Genomic DNA, 23,263 nt, shown 5'->3' on the forward strand with positions numbered 1-23,263 from the left:
GGATAGGCAATAACTTATTAAATCAGTACAAATAAAAGGTGCTCTAAATTGGAAAAAATACGAGCGGTAAAGAATGGTTAATACCCGCCTATTTTATGAGATATTTATTCTTTCTTCGAATCTTGGATTTTTTCTTTCCCTTGCTTTGCGGAATTTGTGGTAGAGAAGACTTCTTTTCCTTAAAAATCGGCCTGTGTAAAAGATGTACCTATGCCGCTCGGACAGCCAAGCCATCATATAGGTGTAATGTTTGTTCTTCCCCCATGACCTCACCATTCGCAGTTTGTGAATTCTGTGATTCTAGGAATGTGTTTTTTACGAAAGTAATTAGCCTCAGAGATAGAAACGATCTTTTAGGAGAATTATTAAACAAACTCAAATCGAATCATGAGTATCCTGTTTCTATTTTTCTCTCCCTAGGTATCCGAAAATTTTTGAGAGAGTTGAAGATATTAGATTTAGATGCTTGTATTCTTCTGCCCAGCTATTCCAAAAATAGGATTTTTAATTCGGATCTTAGGCCATTCTCGCCTAGCAGCCGATTGTATGAAGAAACAAAAAGAATATTAAGAATTCCTTTAATAGATCCATTGACGAAGACAAGTAGGGAAAGGCAGGCGGGCAAAAGTTTTTCGGATAGATTTTTTCACGCGTATTCTGCTTGGGATATCCATCCGAATTGGAAGGATCGTTGTCCTTCTAAGATATTATTATTGGACGATGTTTTTACGACAGGTGCAAGTGTGAATGAAGCAAGTCGAATTTTAAAGAAGAATGGTACAAAGTCGGTTTATGTTTTAACCTATCTTAGGATTTCGGATTAAACTTGACCTCTCTATATATCCGTTTAGTATAGATGGGAGAAGATGATCCGAAAAATTCTACATGTAGATATGGATGCGTTTTATGCCTCCGTAGAACAAAGGGATAATCCGAGTTATCGGGGAAAACCGATCATTGTTGGAGGTCCTCCGGATTCTAGGGGAGTCGTATGCGCTGCAAGTTATGAAGCAAGAAAATTCGGAGTTCGTTCTGCAATGCCTTGTTCCCAAGCGGCAAGGCTTTGTCCTTCCGGGATTTTTGTAACTCCTCGCTTCGAAGCGTATAGAAAAGTATCTTCTAAGATCAGGCAGATATTTTTAGAATACACGGACCTAGTAGAGATGCTTTCCTTGGATGAGGCATTTTTAGATGTCACTCAAAATAAGAAAAATATCCCGTATGCAAGCCAGGTTGCTAAGGAGATCAGAGAAAAAATTTTCGAAGAAACTCAGTTAACCGCGTCCGCCGGAGTTTCCGTTAATAAGTTTTTAGCTAAGATCGCTACGGATCAGAATAAACCGAATGGAATGACGATCGTACGTCCGGAACAGGCTGAAAAGTTTATAGAATCCTTAGATGTTTCCGTATTTCCCGGGATCGGAAAAGTTACATTAAAAAAAATGCATGCTCTTGGGATTAAAAAAGGAAAAGATCTTAAAGAAAAAAGCCTGGAGATATTAGATCAAAATTTTGGAAAATCCGGTCGTTGGTTCTATGCGGTGTGCAGAGGTTTGGATGATAGGCCGGTTGAACCTTTTAGAGAGAGAAAATCTTTAGGTGCTGAATCCACTTTTGCCAAAGATCTGGAAAATAGTTCCGAGATATTCAGGGAACTTTCGGACATCGCAGAAGAATTGGAAAGAAGACTTTTGCAAAAACCTTTTCCGGGAAAAACAATCACTCTCAAAGTAAAATTTTCCGACTTCACCCAGAAGACCAGAAGTATCACCGAAGATTATTATTATATGGATAAGAATGAATTGTATAGGATCGGATCCAAACTTTTGGAAGAATTCATATTAGAATCAGGTAAAGCGGTTTTTCCGATCCGTCTTTTAGGATTAAGTCTTTCTCATCCGGAATCTTCTTCCAAAAATTCCCAGATCAGAAACGAAGACGAAGAAGATCTATTTCCTTCTTTATTTTAAGAACTTACCCAAAAGGTCCATGCGAGCAGAGTAAGTTTATTTGGAAGTATCGCCCGAATCAATTCCGGAAGGTACTAAGTTTGCGATTCCCTGTCTTAAATTTGCCCATTCCTGCCTACATTTTTTATCTGCATCTTTTTCTTCGTTGTAATGTAGCATCGATCTTCCCGCTGCAAGCCCGGCTAGTTTAGAATTATCGAATATTTTCCAGGCTATACTTAAGATGAATAATCCCACGAAAGGGAGTGCTATCTTTAAAATCCCATGATGTTTAGAGTCCATAATGGAGCCCAAAAATGTACAGATAGAGCCGATACTGAATAGATACCAACCTATATAAAAATAATCTTCCGCTATTTCGGAGGAGTTATTGATCATATATCTACAAAAAGATCCATCCATCTCTATTAATTCTTTTTTGCCGGACGGTAGGACATTTTCGATGAAAGGTTTTTCTAATCTGGATTTTCCCAAATAAGGTTGGATCTCTAAGAATAGATTGATCCCTAAATACAACATTCCGATGAAGAAGAGTATAAAAAACGGTCTGTATAAAAGTTTGGTTCTTTCCGTCGATCTATACAGTTCCAATTCCGATTCCGGAACCCCCATCTTTTTGGAAATTCGATCCTTATATTGTTGAAAGGCTAAGTTATCCATAAAAGGGATATAATCCGTGGCAGGAAGGGAATCTTTTGATTCCTTACTTTGAAGCCAGACGTTTACCTCGTTTAAGGCCTTGGTTTTAGAAACTTTGAAATAGGGAAAGATAAGGCGGATCAGAAACATATTGTTTTCCTAATGTATAAAATCAGCACATGGATCGGCTGGTCATATTAGGAAATCTTTAAGATGTATGCAAGGCGATTTTCGGGGTATGAAAAGTCGAAAAGATCAAAACTTCTCTAAAATGGCTAAAATTTCTTTCCCATATTGTCTAACTTTGGCTTCTCCCATACCTTTGATCGCCATTAGATCCTCCAGGCTTTCCGGTTTTTGGGAAACGATCCTAACGAGTACGGGGTTCTGGAGTACCATAAACTTTTTCCATTTATTACGTCTTGCGATCCTGTCCCGAAAATTTTTGAGTTCGTTTAGAATGAGTTTGTCACCGCTAAGCGGTATTTTTTTGCGAGGTTTGTCAGGATTGTCTGAAGATGTTTTAGGTTTTCCGAATGCAGTTAGATAAATTTTAGGATATTTATCCCCTTTGACTGAAAGTTTTTTGGCTTTCTGCCAATCTTCCAAAAGTTTTAGAATAGATTCTTCAGGAACATGTTTTAAAGAAGAATAATATTCGGACTTATCCAATCTTCTGCGAAGTATATCCTTGGATTTTGCTCCTCTTAATGTGCCTGCGATGATCTTTTTTCCGAATTTTGCAGGATATTCCGAAATCAATCCTTCTACGGATCTGATTTCGTCCGGATCGAAGATATGGGATTCTTTCTCCTTCTTCTTCTCCGCTTTTAATCTTTCTCTTTCCGTATAAGCAAGTCTTGCAGAATGAGAAGACGCCGAGTCCGCACAAGTGTCACAGGATCCACAATTGGAGATTTTTTCCCCGAAATAATCACATAAGATCTTTTGTCTGCAGTCAGGAGAGCTTACATAAGATTTTACATGAGAGAGTAATGTTTCCCCTCCCTTATAGTTAGCTTCCTTGGATAAAAGAAAACTTTGGACGCTTAAGTCTCCAGGTAAGAAGAATAATACACAATCTGAATTTTTACCGTCTCTACCGGCTCTTCCCGCTTCTTGGTAATAACTTTCTAAAGAAGAAGGTACCTGATAGTGAAGGACCAGCCGTACATTCGGGCTATCCAATCCCATTCCGAATGCGTTTGTGGCTACGAGTATATTCGTTTTTCCGGATGAATATCCTTCTTGCGCCTTTTCTCTGCTGGAATCGGTTCTTCCTGCGTGGTATTTTCCTACTTTGTATCCTGATTTGCGGAGAAGTTCGTAAATTTCGTCTACTTTTGCACGAGTGGAACAGTATATAATTACTTTTCCGGAAACTGATTTTTGAAAATTACCTTTTTCTAATATCTCCAAAAGTATATTTTCTTTTTCTCTTTCTGAGTCCGGATACACTACCGAAAATTTCAAATTTTCTCTGGCGTATGTTCCTTGCACATGCAAAGGAAGTTTTAATCCTAAACTATCCGAGATATCCTTTTTAACTTTATCAGTTGCGGTAGCCGTAAGCGCTACCCAAGGAGTTCCTTCTTGTAGATAAGAACGTAATGTATGTAGCTTTCTGTATTCGGGACGGAAGTCGTGCCCCCATTGGGAAACACAATGTGCCTCGTCCACCGCCATCAAACTTACGGGAAGTTTTGGAAGTAAATTTAAGAAAGAACGAGAAACTGCTCGTTCAGGAGAAATATATAATATTCTAATCTTACCGGTTGCTGCAGAGGATAAAACTCTGACTTGCTCCAGATCATCCTGAGTAGAGTTACAATAAGCTGCTTGGATCCCTTTTGCTTTTAAACCATCCACTTGATCCTTCATAAGGGCGATCAAAGGAGAGATTACGATCGTAAGAGAACTTGCCTCTGCAAAAGAAGGCAATTGATAGATGAGAGATTTTCCGCCACCTGTAGGAAGGATTGCGAGCACATCCTTTCTTCCCAATAACGCCTGGACAGCTTCCCATTGGCCTTGCCTGAATTGAGAAAACCCGAAATTGGTATGTAGGATCTTTTTCCAATCCTCTATCGAAGAGGAGACTGTTCCAGTGTTTGCAGACAAGTTGAAACTTCTTCCTTATTCTTGATTTCGGATCTTGCGGTATAGAAATCTTGAGGGATGCAGAGAAGAGTACAAGCTATTTTCGATAGATAAAGGTTCGTTTAAAAGAATCTCCGCCAAAATTTCCCCTCCCAATAGGGAAGTCAAAACTCCCCTGGATCCCAAACCGCCGAACACAAACAGGTTTTTTTGCGGTTCTAAAAAAGGGAATTCTTTCTTTCGATTTTTTGGCAGACCCATACCGGAGTATATTTTTCGAAACGGTTCCGGAGAATGGATAGGCCCAATGATCGGAAATCTATCCGGGGTTTGAGATCGTATTCCAACAAAATCGGAACGGACTTTGATCTGCTCCCAATGAACACCTAGGAATGTATTTTGAGAATATTCTAAAATTTCTTCCCTATCCTTCGATTTTGCATTCGGATCTAGATCGAACTCATTAAACGTAGAACCGTTCACTCTGATCCCGTTTTTAGATGGAGTAAGATATTTTTCTCCCACATGGATCGGATCTTTTTCGGAATATATATTCGAATCTTCTAATATTTCTAACTGTCCTCTGACGGATCTAAGGGAGAAGGGGGACTCTTCCCATAATCCTTGCAGTAAACTTTCTATCCCGAAAGAATTTGCTAAGATCAAAACCTCCGTTTTGTTTAAGGTTTCTTTATTCTCCGAGAATAATGCCCATTCCTCTTTTTCGAAAAAGATCGATCCAACTTTTCCTTGTTTGAGAATAATATTCGGATGATTTAAAAGTTTTTCTGTCAAGACCGGAGTGTCGGTCCAGAAACCGGAGGGATAAAATATACCTTTAGATTCTTCCGGATAGTTTTCTCCCAGTTCGGTCCTTAGTTCCGCTAATTCTTTATCTAAAGAATGTGCCTTTACTCCTTCTTCCAATCTAATCCAAGGAAGATCCTCTCCTGAAAGTTGTAATGTGCCGGAGATTTGGTAAGAATCCTTAGGTAAAAGATCGGAATATCGACGGATAGAATTTCCAAGACAGCGTAGAGTCCATAAACTGGTCGGAGTTTCTCCTTTGGTAATATGAGGATGAGAAACTGCCATTGGAACGGAAGAAGCGCGTAACGCGTTATGGTCATCCCAAACTTCTACCTGAATTCCTCTCCATGCAAGAGCTCTTGCGATACTTGCTCCTGCAAGTCCGGCTCCTAACACAGTTGCTTTTTTAGGAATTTGATTGGATCCTATTCTTCTTAAAAATGGGATCAGATTTAAGTCTAGTTCCGGTTCTGATTCGTAAACTCCCACAAGCATTTCTCTTTTTCTTCCATAACCTGGAATTTTAGAAAGGGAGAAGCCGGCACTACTTAAACAATCTTTAACAGATCTTGCTACAGTAAATGTAGCAAAACTCGCATTTTTGTTAGAAAGCCTTTTTAGCTGGAGTGAAATATTTTCCCCCCAGAGTTCCGGGTTTTTAGAAGGTGCAAATCCATCTAAGAAGAACGCGTCAAATTTTCCGGATGTTTCCGGAAGAAGTTGGATTGCATCTCCTATCCATAGATCCAAAATCAGATTTTCTTTTTCGAATAAGAAAGTATTACATCCAGGGATGAGCAGTTTATATTTTTCTAAAAATAAGTCCAATAGCTCTGAAAGTTCCGGAAAGACAGAGATTGCTTTTCGTATATCTTCTCTTTCTAATGGATATTTTTCGAAGGATGTAAATCGGAGAACTTGTAGGCTGGATTTATTTTTACAATTTCTCCAAAGCTGCCAGGCTGCTAAAAAATTTAAGCCGGTCCCAAATCCTAATTCTAAAATAGAAAATACATGCTGAGTTTCGGGAGAAGATAATCTTTCTTCCAATCTGTTTCCCTTTAAGAAAACATGTTTGGTTTCTTCCAATCCGTTTTCAGGAGAAAAATAAATATCGTTAAATTCTCTGGAAACGGGAGTGCCGTTTTCTTTCCAGTCGATCATCCTGGATTTTCCGAGTCTGATTTGTTGTCTTCTTTAGGAGGAAGACCGGCGGACGGCAGGTTCTGCAAAGGAGGATATGCAGGCCCTTCTTCTTTTTTGTGAGGCTCTTTAGAGAGTTGTATTTCTTTTCTGATTCCCATCCTGTAAGTAGTCATATTCATATAAAGAGAAGGAGCAGGTAGCCCGTTTGCAGTTGCGACCTGATTTTTGATATTCAAACCTTTCCCATCCAAGTCTCCGAAACTTGTGACTTCTAAAAATAAATATGCATTATAAAGAATAGTGTCCGGAAAGTATTGGCCTATATTATATTCTAATAATAAACGAAGCCCTTTTAGTTCTTGTAGTTGGTTCTTAACGCTGGAAATTCTTTGTTCTCTTTCTATAATGTCCATTCTGTAGACGGCGAGTCCGTATATCGGCCCGACGCCGAAGTTCACATTTTTCCCTTCATAATAGCCTAAATAAAGTGTGAAATACATCTGATAGTCTTCGTAAGTGTATTCCATATTTCTACCTAACTGAGGAGGAAGGGGAAATAGTTGATTGGAAACATATTCGTCAAATGCAAGATAACGTCTCCCATCGTCCGGATAATTGATCAGATTTCCTCTATATGTTCTGGGAGAAGTTAGGTTGAAAGACCAAGCGAGTCCGCTTAAAAAGGAAAAAAATCCTTTGATATCTCTTGTGCCTGGGATCCTACTTGGAACGGATCCTATAGAGTAAAATGCTCGAGTCGTTGTGGAATCCCTGCTGACCACGCTTGTATCCGTGTCCGAACCTGGAGCACTGAACTTACTGATAGGTATTCCCTGTACATTGGATGGATGTGTAAAAAAATCTAAGGCGGTATATTCCGCACCCGCATTGATAATAATAGAATCTAAAATCCCGCTCATACTCTTACAGGAAGAGAAAATCAGAAATAGGCAGCAGGTTATTAATTTTAAGAAAAAATCCGGATTTAGTCTCTTAGAATCCATCGTCCAGAACCAAATTGAAACGGTCGGAAATCAAACCAAGCCCATTTCATGGGGCTTGACTGCTCACACCGAAAACCGAGGATCGTATTAGTCGAAGTATATGTCTTTCGAAAAAAAACAGCCTATCTTATACCCCGTATCCGTAGCCCCCATGATGGACTGGACGGACAGGCATTTTCGTTTTTTCTTAAGACTGATCACTAAACATTCTTTATTCTATACGGAAATGGTGACTACCGGAGCCATCCTAAGGGGAGACAAACATAGATTCTTACGTTTTTCTCAGGAAGAATCTCCTGTTTCTTTGCAGTTAGGCGGGGACAATCCTTCCCAACTTGCTGAATGTGCTAAGATTGGAGAAGAATACGGATACTCGGAGATCAATCTAAATGTGGGTTGCCCAAGTGATAAGGTGCAAGAAGGAAATTTCGGAGCCTGTTTAATGAAGGACCCGAATAAAGTTGCTGATTGTATCTCGGAAATGGATTCTAAAACTTCAATACCGGTCACCGTAAAATGTCGTATCGGTGTTCGAGGAAAAGAAACATTAGAGGACTTGTATGAGTTCGTGAGATCCGTAAGCCAAGCAGGTGCTAGAAGGATCACAATACATGCAAGAATTGCAATATTAGAAGGTTTAAGCCCAGCTCAGAATAGAACCGTCCCTCCATTACGTTACGAGGATGTGTATTCTATCAAAAAAAGTTTTCCTGATCTTTTGATAGAATTGAACGGGGGAGTTAAAGCCATTTCGGATATCCATTCCCATATGGACAAAGTAGATGGAGTAATGATAGGAAGAGCCGCTTATGAAAATCCTTTCTTATTCTCCGAAGTCGATTCAGAATTTTTCGGAGCAGAACCTCTAAACTTAAGTCGCAGAGATATTTTCGAGTCCACTCAAGAATATGTTTCCTCTCAAACAGCATTAGGTGAAAAACCGAGTCGTATCTTGAAACATTTACTCGGGGCATTTCATGAGATCAGAGGAGCTCGCTCTTATCGTAGGATCCTCACAGAAAAGATGTATTCTAACCCGAGCCCTAGATTACTTTTAGAAGCATTGCAGTCTATTCCGGACGAATATTTGGATCGTAAATTAGGGAATCCGAAAATTGAGACCAAAGAGGTTGCCAATCCGGTGGTTTAATCGGAGAACACTCGTCTAACTACTGCATAATATTTGCGGAGAAACTTTTGGACAAGATTCGAACCATAGATTGCGGATATGTAGAAGCAGGACTTGCCTGCGCTTATCTGATCGTGGATGGGGAAAGAGCGACATTCGTAGAAAATAATACAAATTACGCGGTCCCTCTTCTAATAGAAGCATTGAAGGAAGAAGGGCTCGGTCCAGAGTCCGTAGATTATATTATAATCACACATGTTCACTTGGACCATGCAGGTGGAACAGGAAAACTTATCTCACTTTGTCCAAATGCGACCGTACTCGCTCATCCGAAAGCGGCTCCTCATGTAATAGATCCTACTCGTTTGATCAAAAGTTCCATCCAGGTATATGGAGAAGAGAATTATTTTAAATTGTACGGCGAAATCATGCCTGTACCAAAAGATCGTGTTCGCACTATGAGCGACGGAGAAGAGTTAATCTGGCAAAAAAGAACATTCAGATTTTTGCATACAAGAGGGCATGCAAATCATCATTTCTGCATTTATGATTCTTTAACAAACGGAATATTTACAGGAGATACTTTCGGGATAGGATATACATTATTTAGAAAAGGACAGGACTCGCTATTATTTCCTTCCACAACGCCTACTGATTTTGATCCGGAAGAAGCGATCCTTTCCGTAGATAAGATACTTGGTACAGGTGCAGATAAAGCTTATCTCACACATTTCGGAGTCTGGGAGGATATCCGTTCAGGAGCTTCTCAAATGAAAGAAGGTCTGAATGTTATGAAAAATATTTTGATCTCTGCGGAAAAGACAGGTTTGGAAGGAGAGGCATTGCTTGGCTTTTGTGAAGCTAGAGTCCGTTCTTATTTAGAAGATCAAATCCATATTCGACATCTTCCTTTCGGAGAAAAAGAGGAAAGATTTATAGGATTCGATTCTCAGATCAATGCACAAGGGATCGCATTTAAGATAGAAAGATCTAGAAAAAGCAGGAAATAAGTTTCCATCCCTTAAGTATATGGTTTTGATTCCTCTGAATTTATAGATGAGAATTCGAAATAGTCTAGTGCTTCTTAGGCGAAGTTTTTCATTTGATTTCCTAGTTTCGAACTTTTTGAATATACATGTGAGTATGATATCGGATGGATCCTATAAAAAAAGAAACCTAGTATTCCTTCTCTGTGCCTTCTTCCTTTTACTCTCTTGTACTACAAAAACTTCCGAAAAGAACCCTGTAATCTATAAAGGAAGTATAAACATGAATGCGGCCAGTCCCTGGGGAGAAATTTATCCCCTAAAAGGAGACTGGGAATTCAGTTGGGGAAATTTATATTCACCTAATACGGGTTATGTGGCAAGTGGGCAATACTTTCCTGTTCCGGGAATTTGGAGGGATTATTCGCCCGAATTCACATTACAAGGACATGGTTCTTATAGATTAAATATCCATAAAACTCCGGAGCAGAGGAATCTCGCCATTTATGTGCCCAGAATCCCCGGTGTGTATTCAGTATATTTCGGAAAAAGAATAATCTTTGCCAACGGGATCAATGGAACGAATCGATTTGATACAGAGTTCTTAGCGCATCCAAATTCTCAGATCTATCTTTTGGATTCCTTGGATACTGAACTTATCGTAAATGTTTCGAATTATAGAGGAAATTTTTTAAAAGGTGGAATACGAAATCCATTCCTGATAGGAGATATAGATTCTTTAAAATTAAAAGTGGTCCGTGAAATAATCTGGGAAACACTTTTAGTTGCGATTATTTTTTCAGTAGGTTTGTATCACTTGATCTTCTTCGCATCTTATCGAAAAGATTTAGTGCCATTATTTTTCTCATTATTTTGCTTTTTAGTAGCCTTCTATTCATTCGTAACTTCTGGCCTTCAGTATGTTCTTACACCTGAATTGACCTTAGATTTGCGTATCAGAATGGAATATTTCTGCGAAGCGTGCTTGGTTCCTTCTGTATACATGATCCTGAGGACAATGTATCCGAAACAGTTCGGAGCCAAATGGATGGCCATCTTAATGAGCACAATGTTCATTTTTGTCCTTTCTGTTTTTGTATTGGGAGAAGAAGAACTTATCTATCTGTATTCCTTCTTCATGCATGTTCCTCCATTTTACAGCTTGATCCTATTGGCAATATTAGGATACGCATGGTGGCAGAAGGAAGATAGAGCCAGAACAGTATTTCTTTCCGGGATCATACTTGCGATTTCTATGTTGAACGACGTGATCTGGGGATTATACGAAGTTTACTTCCTCATGCCTTATAGTTTTCCGGCAGCACTCGTAGGGTTTATCGCATTCAATTCTTATATTATATCATTAAGATTTACTAAAGATCTGGAGAAGGTCGAAACCTTTGCGGAATTACAATCCAAGTATAACGAACAACTTAGGTTAAACGCCGAGGAAAAAGCAAAGTATGCTACCTTAGTGGATCAATCCATGGATAAAGGATTTCATTCTCTTATCGATCAACTGGAATCCAAAGAAAGTTCCGATAAATCGCTTTCTAAACTTAAAAACGAACTCAGTCAAACTTTATCCGGAGTCAGGGATATTTTGGACCTGATGCATCATCAGGGTGGAAAAGAAGAATTAGTAGAAGATGAAATGAGAAAATTCGTCCTGAAAAACCCGTTATTCTCCCATTCGGAGATCCAAACCGTTTCCCAGTTTTTGAGAATAGACGAATGCCTACAGGTCCAAAGGATCTTCTCCGACGCGGTAAAGATAGGTGCGAGAAGGTCAGGTGAATCCAAAATTTTCTGGGGAAAAGAAGGAGACTCTATATTACTCAGGTTACAGGCAACTGGAGTTGTAGAAACAAAAGAAGAACCTTCTACTCTTCTTGAGGCGGACCTGAAAGTGAGAGCCGAAAAGTTAGGAGCAAGATTTTTCCTGCTAAGTGAGCCCGGAAAATTCGAATTCGAACTCAGATTGCACTCATAACCGAATTTTTCGGAAGAGAAATCGAATTCTTCTGAAAAAGAGTTGTCTCAAATTCTGCTCCGGGGATTCTACACAAGATTAGAATGATTCTAATCTGTGGTGATGAAAAATGAAGAATACAAAAATACTGTACTTGGGTCTAATTTTGGCCCTGGTCTCGGCATGTGGTCCATCCGAGAAAACAAAACAGCTTATGCAAGACGCGAAGACTTCCTTTGGAATTCTTCCGGAAAAAATGCCGGGTTCCGAAAAGGATACTCCTGCTAAGATTGCTTTAGGCGAAAAACTCTATTTCGAAAAACGTCTTTCTATCAACGATTCACAATCCTGCAGTTCCTGCCACGGAACTTTAGGAAAGACCGCTGGAGTGGACAATCTTCCTACTTCTCCGGGTGCTCTCGGAAAAAATGGAGATCGGAATTCTCCTACATCTCTGAACGCTGGATTCCATTTCGTTCAATTTTGGGACGGAAGAGCGGCAGACCTAAAGGCTCAGGCAAAAGGACCGATCTTAAATCCAGTGGAAATGGCTATGCCATCCGAAGCGGCTGTTGAGAAAAAGCTTTCTGAAATCGCTGAATACGTGGATCTATTTGCAAAAGCTTTCCCCGATCAGGACAAAAAGATTACCTATGACAATTTGGCAGAGGCGATTGCTGCGTTCGAAAGGACCTTGATTACAAGAGACCGTTTCGACGAGTTCCAAGCTGGAAATCACAGGGCTTTAACTTCTGAAGAGCAGAAGGGACTGGAAACCTTCCTAAGTGCAGGATGTATCCAATGCCATAACGGACCTCTATTGGGCGGTAACAGCTTCCGTAAACTAGGCCAGGTAAACCCTTACGAAAACACAACCGATGTTGGAAGATCTGCAGTAAGTAAGAACGATGCTGAAAAGTATTTCTTTAAAGTTCCGTCTCTTAGAAATATAGCCTTAACTGCTCCTTATTTCCATGATGGAAAGGTAGCAACCCTACCGGAAGCGGTGAAAAAAATGGCATATTTGCAGCTTGGAAAAGAGCTTTCCACCGAAGAGGTAGATTCTATTGTATCTTTCCTGAAGGCATTATCGGATAAAAATCGGTCTAATTAATTAGATCTTAGATCAAACGAACTTACAGAATTGAAACCTATTCAGACCGGCTCCGCAAGGAGACGGTTTTTTTTTTGTCCTCAGTTCGATTGCAACTGAGGTTTTAAAAGTAGAAGGTTATCTTTCCAGGATCTGTCTGTATTTTCTGTGAGTCTCGCCTGTAAAGATCTGACGTGGACGAACCTTATGAGATGCATTCACACCGATCCTTTGTTCTCTCCAGTGAGCCAACCAACCAGGAAGTTTTCCGATCGCTTGCATTGCAGTGAAAAGTTCTTTAGGAATTCCTAAACTATGGAATAGGATCGCACTATAGAATTCTAGGTTCGGGTACAGATTTTTTTCCAGGTAGAATGGATCTTTGCTTACGAAATCATCCACTTGTAGGGCAATTTCTGCGATTGGATCTAACTTCTTCTGCTTATAAAAATCTGTGAATAGTTTTTGGGCGATAGTAGAACGTTTGCTCTTCACCTTATATGCGTCGTGACCGAAACATGTGGAGTGAAGTTGGGATTCTCCTTTTTTGAACCGCTCGAAAAACTCAGGAACTGAAAGTTTAGATTTGATGATATCTTCGATCAATTCCACTGCCGCAACCTGTCTTCCACCTTCTCTGGAACCCCAAAGAGCGTTGATCGCAGAAGAAACGGAAGCGAATATATTTGCCTGGGTAGAACCGATCAGCTGAACAGTAGTATTCGAAACATTCTGCTCATGATCCGCGTATAAGATCCAAAGTTGATTTAAGATCCTATCATGCTCTTCGGAAGGTTGGTATTTAACCGACGGAATAGAGAAAAGCATATATAAGAAATTCGTACAATATGGATGGCGATCCACTGGATAAACGAAAGGTTGGCCTATCATTTTCTTATAGGAGAATGCGGCGATCGTTCTGATCTTCGCTAAAAGTCTAGCAGCTTGATCAATCCCGCGATCCAGATATTCTTCGTATTCGTCTTGGTAATAACTGGATAAGGAAGAAACCATTACCGAAAGAACTGCAAGTGGGTGAGCTCTTCCTGGGAAACCGTCGAATAGATTGATCATGTCTTCGTGGATCAAACTATGTTTGGAAAGTTTCATAGAGAATTCTTTCAGCTGTTTTTCGCTGGGAAGATCTCCGTAAATCAGCAGGTAGCTAGTCTCTACGAAAGTGGAATAATGCACTAATTCTGCGACGTCATAGCCTCTGTACTGTAAATCTCCGGTGAGAGCGTCCCTCCTGGAAATTTTACTCTGGGCATATGCAGTATTAAAAAAACCGGGATCGTAAGAAGTAAGTCCCGTCTTAGTATGCAAATCTCTAATATCGATTCCTTTATTCCCGTCAGTTCCGGTGATTACTGGAAGACGGTGGACCTGGTCTCCGAATTTCAACTCTACGAAATCGCTCATACCGATAGGAAACAGGGGAAGGGTAGAAGAGTCAAACCTTCCTTGGCGTAGCCTGCAATTTTCCCTTTCGGCTGGACAAAACTATCGCCTTCGATTTACTCTCCCGAAGTTTCGAAGGAATTTTGTTTTGGAGCATCTGCCCGGTTTTTTTCTTCATTTTTGGATCCAATTTGGAACCGCACTTTGCCTACTTCTCGCGGCGATGGAGCTCGCTAAAAAAAGGGAAAATGTGCTGCCGGGTGGGATCTTCTATCTAGCCATTATTCTCGCCTTGGTAGAGAGTCGATTGGGCCTAGGTCTGCTGCCATGGGCTGCGGATCATATATGGTTCTGGCCCGCATTCTTCCCTGCGGTCTGGGCGGTGGGTCCCACATTACTTTTGGTCTCTAAAAACATGGTCCAATTCGCTTTGGATAGAGAGATCCATATCGGAAAACATTTTATTCCGGCCGTTTTACTCTTACTCGGAGAATTAATAGCTTATACTATTCTACCTGCGGAAGAGATCAGAGAGTATATTCGAAATGCAATGTTCGGTTCTAAGGTGGATATTCTAACCGGAGTCACGATTTTCGGTTCCATCCACCAAACTGTTTATTCCATCTTTCTTTGGGTATTATTCAGAAAGGCATCTAAGGAAACCGAGATCCCACTTTCTTCTCTAGTTTATACGATCCTGTTTGTGGTATTCACCACTATTCAACTTTGTTGGTTTGGATATTTTTTAAAAAATCAGTTTTTGTTAGCAGCCGGTTCTAGTTTCCAAACTTTGGGGATCGTTCTAGTATTTTTATTCTCTTCCAGGTATCCGAATTTTTTCATTTCTTTGAAGTCGGAGATCCAACAGAAAAGATACGAGAGAACCCAACTGAATGGATTGGATCTGGACCAACTTCATACTCGTATCAAAGAATTGGTAGAAGCAGATAAAATATATAAAGAAGAAAGTCTGAAAATCCAGGACTTCGCCGAAAAATTATTGGTCTCTCCTCACCAACTTTCCCGCATTTTAAACGAAACCTACGGCAAAAACTTCAATGAATTTCTGAATTCATTTAGGGTAGAAGAGGCCAAAACTCTTCTACTAGAGGACCTGGAACGAACTGTTCTATCCATAGCATACGATGTTGGATTCAATACTAAATCCACATTTAATGCGCAGTTTTTGAAAATCACCGGAATGACTCCTCTAGAATGGAGAAAAAAGGGTAGCAAACTATAAGTTCGGACGATTGTTTTTCGCATATCGGTTAGGATAAAACCTTCCTGTCGGATTCCGCAAGGAAGGAGAAGAGACCGATGTCCCGAGAAACATATCCTAAAGAAGAATTAGAATCCTACCGCAAAGTGCAAGCCTTGGCTTACGAAGCAGTGGAATCCGTACGTAAGGAATTGTATCCTGGGATCACCGAAAAAGAAGCAGCTCGCAAAATTGACGATTATATCCGAAACGCGGGAGGCACATCCTTCTTTCATTATGGTTTCGCATGGTTCGGGGACAGAACCGCATTCAGAGGATTTAAACGCCCACTCTCTCTGAATTATTTAAGAAAGGGAGAAGGTTTACTTCCACATTTCGGCGGAAAGTTCCAACCTTCTAACCGCAGATTAGAAGAAGGTATGGCAGTGATCCTAGACGTAGCTCCTACGTTTGCAGGAAGAGCGGCAGATGTGGGTTACGCATTCTCATTCGGAAAAAATCCGGAACATGATAAGGCACTCGCAAATTTAGAAGAATATAGAGAGTTAATTTTAAGAAGGGTTTTAGAAGAAAGAACCTTATCCGAAATTTATCTGGAAGTAGACGCAAGAATACGTGCATCCGGATATGTTAACTGTCATTCTATCTATCCCCAAGGAGTTTTAGGTCATAAGGTAGGAAGACTTCCTGCTTATAATTTTCCCGGTGGAAGAGTGAATGGATTTCCATTCCAAACATTCGCATACTTATTCCCTCAAATGATAAAAGATCTAATCCCTGGAGTTTCCGGACATTCACCATTATGGGGAGAAGGTTCCGACTTCAGAGCAGAACCTGGACTCTGGGCGGTAGAACCTCATATCGGTAAGATATATAACGGTTCCAAAGAATCCGAATCTTTCGGAGCAAAATGGGAAGAGATCTTAGTGGTTACGGATTCCACAGCGTATTGGTTGGATGAGGATCTACCTCATGTAAACCTTTGGAAGGAAAAGAGAAAATCTAAGTCCTCCAAGCCGGTCGCCAATTCAAAAAAACAGAAAGAAAAAGTTCCGGCTTAAACGAAATACATTCAATAAATTTAATTTAGAAGGCTTATTATGAGCAGCGAAATATTACAGGATAAGGATTTTCATTTTTATCCGGTCAGAAAACCTAAATTCGAATTCAGCGAGAACGGAACCAGTAAACACTGGATGGACGGTTCCGCTTATAAAACGCATATTTTGAATACTTGGACTCTATTCTTTCCTGACGGAGAAAGATTCTTTATCAGAAGTATCCAGAAATTCCTTCCAAGTATCAAAGATCCGAGAGTTCTCCGAAATGCAAAAGCATTCATGGGCCAAGAAGCCCAACATGCCGGAGAACATAAAAAAACCTGGAAAATACTGGAAGATCAGGGCTTTAAGATCAAAACATTCACTGATTTTGTGAATTCATTCTTCGTAAATTTTGTAGAAAAAATATTATCAGCTAAGTCTTGTTTGGCGGCGACTGCAGGCGCGGAACATTATACCTCTCTGGTTGCTACTATCGGTTTGCAGATCAAGGCATTAGACCAAGCGGAATCAGAGATGAAACGACTTTGGGAATGGCATGCAGCAGAAGAGATAGAGCATAAATCCGCTGCTTACGATGTATTCTTGGATATCAGCGGAAATTATTTCAGAAGAATGATTACTTTCCTCGGAGTGACGATCGTATTCTGGGCGGCAACATTTATAGGTGCCGAAATTCTTCTTTGGCAAGAGGGACTTACTTTTAAATGGAAAACTAGAAAAGATGCTTTTCGTTTTATCTTTATAGACGAAAAGGTCTTCTTTCATGCTGCGGGTGCATTCTTCAGATACTTCCGTCCTGGATTTCATCCGGAACAAGAAGATAATCTTGAATTGAGTAGGACAATCTTTGAATCCCCTGAGCATAAGTATAAGGAAATTGCATGAGCAGATTAAGCGGGAAAAATATTTTAATCACCGGAGCAAGCGGTGGTTTCGGTAAAGAATTAACCAAACAACTATTAAAAAAAGGCGCCAATCTAGTACTTACGGACATGAAGGCGCCGGAAACCAAGGCGGAATTCTATTTAGAAAATTCTAAAGCAGTTCCTGGAAAAATACTCGGAAGTTTTGCGGCGGACTTAAGTAACGAATCCGGTTGCGAGAAAGCGTATAAAGAAGCGATCAAGATCCAACCTAAGATAGATATTCTGGTAAATAACGCAGGTTTAGCGTTCGGTGGTAGGCTATTGGATGTTCCAATGGACAAATGGAAATTGATCTTGGACGTAAACTTATACGCTCCAATCTATCTTTCTCGTTTATTCTTACCTGCAATGTTGGAAAGAAAATACGGACAGATCGTAAATTTATCTTCATGTGCTGGGATCACAGCTCCTGGCGAGTTAGTGTATTATTCCGTTTCCAAATTCGGGATCAGAGCCTTGGGAGAAGCATTAGATTCTGGTTATAGACATCAGGGAATATATACGACTAACGTGTATCCTTTCTTCGCAAATACAAATATTCTACATTCTCAACAATTCGGAACGGATAAACCGAAAGTAGTTCCTTCTTTGATCGTAGACAGTCCTCAAATGGTGGTTCGAGCCATAGTAAGAGGAATTGAAAAAAGAAAGATGCATGTCTTCCCAGGATTTACTGCGAAGTTTTTGCGCTTCTTGACTAGGCTGTCTCCCGGATTCTTAAGAGGAATGGAAAGACTAGGACAAAAATTTTCTTAAACGAAAAGAGGCGAAAATATGGCGGCTACCCAACTGGAAAACGGAGCAAAAAAGGAAAAGAAGGAAGTTTGGACGGAAACTTTCGTTCATAACGGTGATGTTTCTTTGTATGTAAAATACAATCATACGGCGAAAGAAAGACCGAACAGACCCACAGTTCTTTTCGTTCACGGATACCCTGACGATCATAGGGTCTGGTCCTACCAGATGGAATCCTTAAAAGAGGATTATAATGTGGCCGCGTTGGATCTAAGAGGTTCAGGAAAATCGGATAAACCTAAAAAACAAAAAGCATATAATGTTCGCAGAATATTCGAAGATCTTGAATCAGTAATCCGATTTGTAGGTAACGATAAACCTGTACATCTTGTTGCACATGACTGGGGATCTTTGATCAGTTGGGCATTTGTTGCCGACGAAGAAAAATCAGTTTGGGCAAAGTCATATACCGCAATGGGTGGGCCTCATCCGGTGCTTGGACGTAGAAGCGCTTTTCAAATGGCTCTTTCTGGGAACCCGCTTTCTTTGTATAAGGCACTTTCTCAGCTCAAAAGATCTTGGTACATTCTATATTTTCAAATTCCTTTTGTTCCTGAATGGATCTGGAAAACTTTCAGTAAGTTTTTCTGGAAGTATACGATGAATACTGGGGGAGTTCCTAAGAATGATACACTTAGAAATAAATCCAAAGAAGAGATCGTTGCGACCACAGTTTCCAATGTGAATTTGTATAGAGAGTTACTTAGAGGGGAGAAGTATCCGGAACCGAAACATATCAAGGCTCCGGTCCAGGTTCTAATTCCTCTCAAAGATTTTGCAATCCGACCGGAGTTATACAGACTTCATGAAAGGATCTGTGATTCTTATAAAGAATATACTTATGATAGCAATCACTGGATCCAAAGAACAATGCCGGATATGGTGAGCGAAAAGATAAGAGAGTTTGTTTGGGAGATCGGTTGAAAAACGTAAAATTATAATCACTCCGAACTCGAAAAAAAAAGAAACCAGATCCGTTCTAAAGGGGTCAGATAAACATGATCTTGAACGGAATCCAAAAAATTCTAGTTTTATGGAAAGAGAAAGTTCTCCCAAACTCGGGAGCGCTTTCTTTTTTGATCATACCTTTTTTCGCTTTGGTACTTGTCGCAGACCAAGCAAAATCCTTATCCGATAAAGAAGTTCACAAATACTTTTATGAAACTTGGAAATTAGAGATCGATCCCAAAGATAATTTGGAATTGTTCAAAGAAACCCAGCATTGGATCGGAACTCCTCATAAAGACAATGGAAAAGACGAATCCGGAATAGATTGTTCTAGTCTCGCCGCAAAGCTAGTAAAAAAAGCATATTCCAAAACAATTGCAGGCTCTTCCGACAGTATCTCAAAACAGGTCAAAAAGATCTCAGAGTCCGATCTGCAAGAGGGAGATTTAGTATTTTTTAATATATATGGCGAGAAGATCAGTCACGTAGGAGTTTATCTAAAGGATAGAAAGTTTGTACATGCTTCTGTTGTCAAAGGTGTAACGGTCAATTCTTTGGATGAGAATTACTATAAGACTAGATTCGTATTTGCGGGAAGACTATAGTCGAAGCCCGCGGGCTAGTATTGATTTGACACAAAGTTTAAGGGCTGAAATCACTCTTGTATGCGAGTCCGCAGTTTTGGCCTGATCTTTCTTTTATTTATCTTCTTCTATTGCCAAAAACCCCCAATCCCAAAATTAGAGGAAAGCGCACGGCCTATAAAGATCGAAAAAGGACTCGTAAACGTCAAAGATATAGATCCGAATATACAGATAGATCTGCGTTATTCTACATCTGAAAATTTTACGGGCACAATCATCTATCCTTTCCAAACCTGTTTGCTCAGAAAAGAAACGGCAGAAAAATTAAAAGCCGCTAACACTGAATTTCAAAGCTACGGATACAGAATTAAAATTTGGGATGGATATCGTCCTCCTTATGCACAAAAAATTTTATGGGAGAAGGTCCCAAATCCAAGATATGTTGGAAATCCTACAAGGGGCGGTTCTGTTCATAACCGAGGAGGAGCAGTAGATCTTACTCTTATAGATTCGGAAGGAAAAGAATTGGAAATGCCAAGTCTTTACGATGAATTTACGTATAAAGCTTCTCCTTTTCGTAAGGACCTGGAACCGACTGTTTCTAAAAATTTGGAAGTCCTTGTTGGAATTTTAACAAAGCATGGATTCAAACAGATCAGTTCTGAATGGTGGCATTATAACGACGGGGATGCAAAAGTTTATCCCTTAGTAGAGGTGGATCCGAAACTTTGGGAGAAATGAAACGGGCATTTTTCTTTCTTCAAGATCCGGCGGAATCAATATTCTAGTTTATAGCTTGCTTCAATTTGGTATTCTATTTTACATTGGTTAGCATAAAAGCTAACCTTCGATCCGGATGAATCGGATCGAATTTTTTAAGACAGAAAGCGGAAGATATCCGGTAGAGGAATTTTTAGATTCTCAACCCGCCAAGATCGCTCAGAAGATAATATGGGTTTTAAAAATAATTGGAGAAGGAGAGATTATCTCTAAACAATTTTTCAAAAAGATGAGCGGAAGTGATGAGATCTGGGAATGCAGGATCGATTATGGCTCGAATGCTTATAGAATTTTCGGTTTCTGGGCCGCAAGAAATACATTAATTTTAACTAATGGATTTCAAAAGAAGACCCAAAAAACTCCCAACAAAGAAATCGAACGAGCGGAAAAATACAGGAAGAATTATTTTAATAGGTTAAATCGATGAGTGATTTAAATAAATACATTAATAAACGAAAGAAAAAAGATCCGAAATTTGCGGAGAATTTTGAGACTGGATTTAATGATTTTAAAATAGGGCTTTATCTAAGAGAACTTAGGATCAAAAAAGGATTCACTCAGGAAGATCTTGCCGTTCGACTGAAAACTAAAAAGAGCGTAATTTCTCGCATGGAAAACCATGCAGAAGATATTCGTTTATCTACTTTGGAAAAAGTTGCCAAAGTTTTAGGCAAAAAACTACATATAAGCATTCGATAATTTTAATATATTTATGAAACATTTAGAAATGTTCTCCAATCGCCTGACTAGGATGTCCAAACATTGGAAAAAATGGGCGAGAAGAAGAGGGATTACCTGTTTTCGGATCTACGATCGTGACATTCCGCAGGTTCCGATCGTAATAGACCTATATGAAAATTTTTGCCTGGTTTCAGAATACTTGAATTCTTATCCGATGTCCGACGAAGAAAGAGAATCGGAAAGAGACACAATCCGAAACTTTATAATCGAAATTCTTCAAATTACTCCTGAAAATTTGTTTTGGAAAACCAGGGAGCGCAAGAAAGGAAATCTGCAATACGAAAAGTTGGATACCCAAGAGAAATCCATCCAAGCAAACGAAGGCGGGCTGATATTTAAGATAAACTTAAGTGATTATCTTGATACAGGACTTTTTCTGGATCATCGGACTACTCGAGATCTTTTTAGGAAAGAAGCCTCAGAAAAGAATGTTTTAAATTTATATTCTTACACGGGAGCATTTTCCGTATATGCTGCTGACGGTGGTGCAAAAAAAATCACCAGCGTCGATCTTTCTCAAAAATACTTGGATTGGTCCAAGGAAAACTTTGAACTAAACGGGTTTTCTCACGAAGAACATGAGTTTATTAGAGAAGATATTACTGAATGGTTGAAGAGAGAAAGAAATAATCCTAAAAGAATACAATACGATCTTATCATAGTAGACCCTCCTACGTTCTCTAATAGTAAGAAGATGAGAGATATTTTTGATGTGCAGAGAGATTATTCTTTTTTACTAAATTCGATTTTTAGGGATTTTTCTGCTCCAGGTGCGATCCTCTTTTTCTCTACGAATTTCCGGAAGTTCAAATTGGATGCGGATGAACTTTTGTGGGAAGATATTCAGGATATCACGAAACAAACTCATCCGGAAGATTTTCGGAATGAAAAGATACGGTTTGTTTGGAAGATGAGGAAGTAGATATCGTTTTAAATTGGAAACGGCAGGTCGGCTCTTTCACTGAGTCAAGAACATTCTTATTGCGCTAAAATGTAGGAGCTCCTACAAAATCCGCAGAAATTTGTATTTGTGAATTTTACGATTTTATGATAGAAGGCGAACGGGCTCCCACGGGCCACTCCCCCCCACCCAATGCAGGGAGGGGGCGAGCCTTGACCCATGTAGGAATTCCTACAAGCTCAGGTAACTGCAGTCTTGGACAAAAATTTCGCGAAAAACTTAGGGAAATAATGTCTTAGGAACAGACCGAATTTCTCTTTTCCACCGGCGATGATCACTTGCAGATCTTCGTTCTCGATGGCATCCAGGATTTTGCGTGCGCATTCGTCCGCATCGATCCCGTTCTCGATTACCTTATCCATTTTCTTTTGAGGAGTTCCATCTCCTTTAAGTGCGTTATGTGAAATATTGGTCTTCACAAAACCAGGATAGACTAAAGTAACTTTCAGATTTTCTTTCGCGTTTTCAGCTCTGAGCGCTTCATAAAAACCCGTTAATGCGAATTTTGTGGAAGAGTATCCGGTTCTCAATGGAACTCCGATAAGTCCTGCAACACTTGCAATTGTGGAAACCCAACCTTGTTTTCTTTCTCTCATATGAGGAAGTACTGCAAGAGTTAGAGCGATATTGCCGAAATAATTTACCTTCATCAAAGTTTCATAAGTGTCTAAGGAAGTTTCATGAGCTAGGGAACGTTGGCTTATTCCACCGTTATTAATGAGAACATCTATCTTTCCGAAAGTTTTAATAACTTGAGAAGGGACTTTTCCTAACTTTTTATAATCTTCTAGATCCAAAGGAAGGATCATGCTGTTTGAATCCGTTAATCCGTTCTCTTTGCGAACTCTTTTGAGTTCTTTTTCTCTTCTGGAAGAAAGAACTAAAGTCGCTCCTCTTCTCGCGGCTTCTTTAACTAAAGATTCGCCGATCCCGGAAGAAGCTCCTGTAATCCACACGACTTTGTCTTTGAAAAATTCTCCCATATTTTTATC

Annotated in this window: 22 protein-coding genes; 16 read left to right on the plus strand and 6 right to left on the minus strand. The window is 39.8% G+C overall.

Annotation, left to right across the window (positions count from 1 at the left end):
- Positions 1-308 precede the first annotated feature (308 nt).
- Positions 309-824 (plus strand): ComF family protein, encoded by a 516-nt coding sequence (locus EHO58_RS10855; RefSeq protein WP_244241137.1) that lies wholly within the window; start codon positions 309-311, stop codon positions 822-824.
- Positions 825-866: 42 nt separating this feature from the next.
- Positions 867-1,970 carry a DNA polymerase IV gene (gene dinB / locus EHO58_RS10860; RefSeq protein WP_135679921.1) on the plus strand — a complete coding sequence of 368 codons (1,104 nt, stop codon included), beginning with the start codon at positions 867-869 and terminating at the stop codon, positions 1,968-1,970.
- Positions 1,971-2,006: 36 nt separating this feature from the next.
- Here the strand turns inward: dinB and EHO58_RS10865 are convergent, their stop codons facing one another.
- From EHO58_RS10865 to EHO58_RS10880, 4 genes are all read right to left on the minus strand, one after another.
- On the minus strand, positions 2,007-2,759 hold the full coding sequence (locus tag EHO58_RS10865) for a hypothetical protein (RefSeq protein ID WP_135679922.1): 753 nt from the start codon (positions 2,757-2,759) through the stop codon (positions 2,007-2,009).
- Between the two features lie 105 nt (positions 2,760-2,864).
- Positions 2,865-4,730 carry a RecQ family ATP-dependent DNA helicase gene (locus EHO58_RS10870; protein ID WP_135679923.1) on the minus strand — a complete coding sequence of 622 codons (1,866 nt, stop codon included), beginning with the start codon at positions 4,728-4,730 and terminating at the stop codon, positions 2,865-2,867.
- Between the two features lie 15 nt (positions 4,731-4,745).
- Positions 4,746-6,683, minus strand: coding sequence for an FAD-dependent 5-carboxymethylaminomethyl-2-thiouridine(34) oxidoreductase MnmC1 (gene mnmC1 / locus EHO58_RS10875; RefSeq protein ID WP_135679924.1), 1,938 nt, complete (start codon positions 6,681-6,683; stop codon positions 4,746-4,748).
- The gene (locus EHO58_RS10880) at positions 6,680-7,585 is read right to left on the minus strand and encodes an LIC10647 family lipoprotein (RefSeq protein WP_135679925.1); all 906 of its coding nucleotides are present in this window, start codon (positions 7,583-7,585) and stop codon (positions 6,680-6,682) included. Before EHO58_RS10880 ends, mnmC1 begins: the two co-directional genes overlap by 4 nt.
- Before the next feature lie 184 nt (positions 7,586-7,769).
- Between EHO58_RS10880 and dusA the strand changes: the two genes are divergently transcribed.
- From dusA to EHO58_RS10905, 4 genes are all read left to right on the plus strand, one after another.
- Positions 7,770-8,819 carry a tRNA dihydrouridine(20/20a) synthase DusA gene (gene dusA / locus EHO58_RS10890; RefSeq protein ID WP_135679927.1) on the plus strand — a complete coding sequence of 350 codons (1,050 nt, stop codon included), beginning with the start codon at positions 7,770-7,772 and terminating at the stop codon, positions 8,817-8,819.
- Between the two features lie 47 nt (positions 8,820-8,866).
- Complete coding sequence (locus EHO58_RS10895) at positions 8,867-9,808, plus strand: MBL fold metallo-hydrolase (RefSeq protein WP_135679928.1); 942 nt, start codon at positions 8,867-8,869, stop codon at positions 9,806-9,808.
- A gap of 133 nt (positions 9,809-9,941) precedes the next feature.
- Positions 9,942-11,777, plus strand: a complete 1,836-nt coding sequence (locus tag EHO58_RS10900; protein ID WP_425269442.1) for a 7TM-DISM domain-containing protein — start codon at positions 9,942-9,944, stop codon at positions 11,775-11,777.
- 109 nt (positions 11,778-11,886) lie between these two features.
- Positions 11,887-12,870 carry a cytochrome-c peroxidase gene (locus EHO58_RS10905; protein ID WP_135651647.1) on the plus strand — a complete coding sequence of 328 codons (984 nt, stop codon included), beginning with the start codon at positions 11,887-11,889 and terminating at the stop codon, positions 12,868-12,870.
- A 117-nt stretch (positions 12,871-12,987) separates the two neighbouring features.
- Here the strand turns inward: EHO58_RS10905 and EHO58_RS10910 are convergent, their stop codons facing one another.
- Positions 12,988-14,271 carry a citrate/2-methylcitrate synthase gene (locus tag EHO58_RS10910; protein WP_135628527.1) on the minus strand — a complete coding sequence of 428 codons (1,284 nt, stop codon included), beginning with the start codon at positions 14,269-14,271 and terminating at the stop codon, positions 12,988-12,990.
- Between the two features lie 127 nt (positions 14,272-14,398).
- Here EHO58_RS10910 and EHO58_RS10915 point away from each other — a divergent pair, with 127 nt between their 5' ends.
- The 10 genes from EHO58_RS10915 to EHO58_RS10960 all read left to right on the plus strand — a co-directional run bounded on the left by EHO58_RS10915 (position 14,399) and on the right by EHO58_RS10960 (position 22,232).
- Positions 14,399-15,493 (plus strand): AraC family transcriptional regulator, encoded by a 1,095-nt coding sequence (locus tag EHO58_RS10915; protein ID WP_135679929.1) that lies wholly within the window; start codon positions 14,399-14,401, stop codon positions 15,491-15,493.
- A 77-nt stretch (positions 15,494-15,570) separates the two neighbouring features.
- On the plus strand, positions 15,571-16,533 hold the full coding sequence (locus EHO58_RS10920) for a M24 family metallopeptidase (protein ID WP_135679930.1): 963 nt from the start codon (positions 15,571-15,573) through the stop codon (positions 16,531-16,533).
- Positions 16,534-16,572: 39 nt separating this feature from the next.
- Positions 16,573-17,421, plus strand: coding sequence for a metal-dependent hydrolase (locus tag EHO58_RS10925; protein WP_135651646.1), 849 nt, complete (start codon positions 16,573-16,575; stop codon positions 17,419-17,421).
- Complete coding sequence (locus tag EHO58_RS10930; protein WP_135679931.1) at positions 17,418-18,218, plus strand: SDR family NAD(P)-dependent oxidoreductase; 801 nt, start codon at positions 17,418-17,420, stop codon at positions 18,216-18,218. The genes EHO58_RS10925 and EHO58_RS10930 overlap by 4 nt, the downstream gene beginning before the upstream one ends.
- A gap of 18 nt (positions 18,219-18,236) precedes the next feature.
- Positions 18,237-19,181, plus strand: coding sequence for an alpha/beta fold hydrolase (locus EHO58_RS10935; protein ID WP_135679932.1), 945 nt, complete (start codon positions 18,237-18,239; stop codon positions 19,179-19,181).
- A 74-nt stretch (positions 19,182-19,255) separates the two neighbouring features.
- Positions 19,256-19,810, plus strand: coding sequence for a C40 family peptidase (locus tag EHO58_RS10940; RefSeq protein ID WP_135679933.1), 555 nt, complete (start codon positions 19,256-19,258; stop codon positions 19,808-19,810).
- Between the two features lie 60 nt (positions 19,811-19,870).
- Positions 19,871-20,530 (plus strand): M15 family metallopeptidase, encoded by a 660-nt coding sequence (locus EHO58_RS10945; protein WP_135679934.1) that lies wholly within the window; start codon positions 19,871-19,873, stop codon positions 20,528-20,530.
- Positions 20,531-20,645: 115 nt separating this feature from the next.
- On the plus strand, positions 20,646-20,996 hold the full coding sequence (locus EHO58_RS10950) for a type II toxin-antitoxin system RelE/ParE family toxin (protein WP_135679935.1): 351 nt from the start codon (positions 20,646-20,648) through the stop codon (positions 20,994-20,996).
- Entirely contained in the window at positions 20,993-21,268 is a 276-nt protein-coding gene (locus EHO58_RS10955; protein ID WP_135629114.1) for a helix-turn-helix domain-containing protein, read from the plus strand. The genes EHO58_RS10950 and EHO58_RS10955 overlap by 4 nt, the downstream gene beginning before the upstream one ends.
- A gap of 13 nt (positions 21,269-21,281) precedes the next feature.
- On the plus strand, positions 21,282-22,232 hold the full coding sequence (locus tag EHO58_RS10960) for a class I SAM-dependent methyltransferase (protein WP_135679936.1): 951 nt from the start codon (positions 21,282-21,284) through the stop codon (positions 22,230-22,232).
- A gap of 218 nt (positions 22,233-22,450) precedes the next feature.
- Here EHO58_RS10960 and EHO58_RS10965 read toward each other — a convergent pair whose 3' ends face one another.
- Positions 22,451-23,254, minus strand: coding sequence for an SDR family oxidoreductase (locus tag EHO58_RS10965; protein ID WP_135679937.1), 804 nt, complete (start codon positions 23,252-23,254; stop codon positions 22,451-22,453).
- Positions 23,255-23,263 lie beyond the last annotated feature (9 nt).

It is taken from the genome of Leptospira selangorensis (genome assembly GCF_004769405.1).
Classification (GTDB): domain Bacteria; phylum Spirochaetota; class Leptospiria; order Leptospirales; family Leptospiraceae; genus Leptospira_B; species Leptospira_B selangorensis.

Excerpts from the sequence above, each read along its gene's own strand:
- EHO58_RS10880 (WP_135679925.1), bottom strand. The coding sequence starts at position 7,585 with ATGAGCGGGATTTTAGATTCTATTATTATCAATGCGGGTGCGGAATAT.
- EHO58_RS10900 (WP_425269442.1), top strand. The coding sequence starts at position 9,942 with ATGATATCGGATGGATCCTATAAAAAAAGAAACCTAGTATTCCTTCTC.
- mnmC1 (WP_135679924.1), bottom strand. The coding sequence starts at position 6,683 with ATGATCGACTGGAAAGAAAACGGCACTCCCGTTTCCAGAGAATTTAAC.
- dusA (WP_135679927.1), top strand. The coding sequence starts at position 7,770 with ATGTCTTTCGAAAAAAAACAGCCTATCTTATACCCCGTATCCGTAGCC.
- EHO58_RS10935 (WP_135679932.1), top strand. The coding sequence starts at position 18,237 with ATGGCGGCTACCCAACTGGAAAACGGAGCAAAAAAGGAAAAGAAGGAA.
- EHO58_RS10965 (WP_135679937.1), bottom strand. The coding sequence starts at position 23,254 with ATGGGAGAATTTTTCAAAGACAAAGTCGTGTGGATTACAGGAGCTTCT.
- EHO58_RS10960 (WP_135679936.1), top strand. The coding sequence starts at position 21,282 with ATGAAACATTTAGAAATGTTCTCCAATCGCCTGACTAGGATGTCCAAA.
- EHO58_RS10930 (WP_135679931.1), top strand. The coding sequence starts at position 17,418 with ATGAGCAGATTAAGCGGGAAAAATATTTTAATCACCGGAGCAAGCGGT.
- EHO58_RS10940 (WP_135679933.1), top strand. The coding sequence starts at position 19,256 with ATGATCTTGAACGGAATCCAAAAAATTCTAGTTTTATGGAAAGAGAAA.
- EHO58_RS10865 (WP_135679922.1), bottom strand. The coding sequence starts at position 2,759 with ATGTTTCTGATCCGCCTTATCTTTCCCTATTTCAAAGTTTCTAAAACC.
- EHO58_RS10945 (WP_135679934.1), top strand. The coding sequence starts at position 19,871 with ATGCGAGTCCGCAGTTTTGGCCTGATCTTTCTTTTATTTATCTTCTTC.
- EHO58_RS10925 (WP_135651646.1), top strand. The coding sequence starts at position 16,573 with ATGAGCAGCGAAATATTACAGGATAAGGATTTTCATTTTTATCCGGTC.
- dinB (WP_135679921.1), top strand. The coding sequence starts at position 867 with ATGATCCGAAAAATTCTACATGTAGATATGGATGCGTTTTATGCCTCC.
- EHO58_RS10910 (WP_135628527.1), bottom strand. The coding sequence starts at position 14,271 with ATGAGCGATTTCGTAGAGTTGAAATTCGGAGACCAGGTCCACCGTCTT.
- EHO58_RS10950 (WP_135679935.1), top strand. The coding sequence starts at position 20,646 with ATGAATCGGATCGAATTTTTTAAGACAGAAAGCGGAAGATATCCGGTA.
- EHO58_RS10920 (WP_135679930.1), top strand. The coding sequence starts at position 15,571 with ATGTCCCGAGAAACATATCCTAAAGAAGAATTAGAATCCTACCGCAAA.
- EHO58_RS10905 (WP_135651647.1), top strand. The coding sequence starts at position 11,887 with ATGAAGAATACAAAAATACTGTACTTGGGTCTAATTTTGGCCCTGGTC.
- EHO58_RS10955 (WP_135629114.1), top strand. The coding sequence starts at position 20,993 with ATGAGTGATTTAAATAAATACATTAATAAACGAAAGAAAAAAGATCCG.